Here is a 1,621-nt window from a genome sequence, read left to right as displayed (position 1 = left end):
CCGGTCCAGCGCGCCACTTCGTCGCCTTCAAGTTCAGGCGGTGGCGTCGGTGTGGAGCGCTCAGGAAGTGCGCCGTATGGATCAGCATCGACTACCCCGAAGAAAATACCGTTTAAGTCCCAGCGATAAAAATTCATTACGCTACTTCCCTGGCTTTAATGTAGTGGGTGAGGCCAATAATACTGAGCGGATTAGGGACTGCGAACTGTGTTGCAGTGTCATAGCCAAATACGGGAGTAGAACGCGACAAACGATTCGCCGTTATAGATCCTGCAAAAATCACCCCATTACCAGCATGAGCAAACCTTCCGCTAGCATTAGCCGCCGAAGTTTGAGGCGAAAATGTGCCATTTGGATTCATAATTATTACTTTCGAGCCCGAACCATTAAACATAAAAAAAACAAGACCATTTACAAAAATTATATCGTTACCGATACCCGTACCACCTGTAACTGTGATCGATGCAAAACCAGAAGATGTTGCCGCATCGTCAAAGCTTCTTAACGCATTGACTCCGCCAAGACCAATAAGCCAAGTTCCTAGGTTATCAGTCGAAATGCACATCGCTTGTGTCGTTAAAGTCAAAAAGCTAGAAAAGGAAACGCCATAGTCGGTACTTTTTCTAACGGTGCTGTTAGTACCATCGTACGCGCTTATTAAAACAACGCCCGATCCGTTAGCACCTACGGCGTTCATATTGCCGGCAGGGTAGCCGTGCGCAACTGTGCTCCAACTAGCCCCGCCGTCAGTGCTACGTATCAAGGTGGAACTGTAGTTAGCCGTTGCAATCCAAACCCCAGCGCCGCAGTAGCAAAGCTTAAACCAGCCGCCGCCGGCTCCGTTACTAGTTGCCGGTAATGTTACCAGCTGCCAAGTAAGCCCGTTGTCGGTACTTCGCAGGCATTGAAAAGGTGACGCGGTGGCACCACTGAGAATCAACCATGTCCCACGGCCATCTGTTTTAATATCAGCTACGTTAGCGCCAAGTGTGGGTGTCGTAATATTAGCCCATGTTTGCCCACGGTCGGCGCTTCTACGAATTTGTGTGTTGGATTGAACGACTATTATGGTTCCGCTCAAGCTAGCCTCAATATTGCCCGTTGCAATTCCACCATAGTCATAGTTGGCCCAAGCTGTGCCGATGGTTCCGCCGATTATGCCAACCTTGGCAAATAGCTCAGGGTATGCACTTTGCAAATAAACCGTTCCGTTTGCAGGTAAGTAGCCCGAACCCTGCACAAGTTTTGCCGCGATGGTGCTATTGCTTGCGATAGTGGCATAGATTCCGCCGCCGTAAGCAACCGCGACCCAAGTTGTGGAAACTGCCAATGCTCGCTGTGTCCAAGTAATACCATCTGGCGAAGTGGCGGCGTTAGCGCTTGCATTGGCCACGGCAACGAAAATGCCATTACCATAAGTAACAGCAGCCCAAGTTGCGGAAGCTGGAAGCGTGCGCTGCGTCCAGTTGATACCATCTGGCGAAGTTATAGCAATCGCGCTACTTGTGGCAACCGCAACAAATAAACCATTGCCGAATGCAATACCTCTTAAATTATAAGATGCGGGTAAGATACGACCAGTCCAAGTAATGCCGTCTGGTGAAGTAGCGCATACTGACCC

At 49.7% G+C, this 1,621-nt stretch carries 1 protein-coding gene; it reads right to left on the bottom strand.

The features are described from left to right. Positions 1 to 136 precede the first annotated feature (136 nt). Positions 137 to 1,621: WD40/YVTN/BNR-like repeat-containing protein (locus IEQ42_RS27210; protein WP_210706194.1), on the bottom strand; the 1,485-nt coding region annotated here is incomplete at its 5' end.

It is taken from the genome of Pseudomonas iridis (assembly GCF_017980685.1).
Classification (GTDB): Bacteria; Pseudomonadota; Gammaproteobacteria; order Pseudomonadales; family Pseudomonadaceae; genus Aquipseudomonas; species Aquipseudomonas iridis.
Note: the sequence above shows the minus strand (reverse complement) of the source record. Positions and strands in the feature narration are given on the sequence as shown.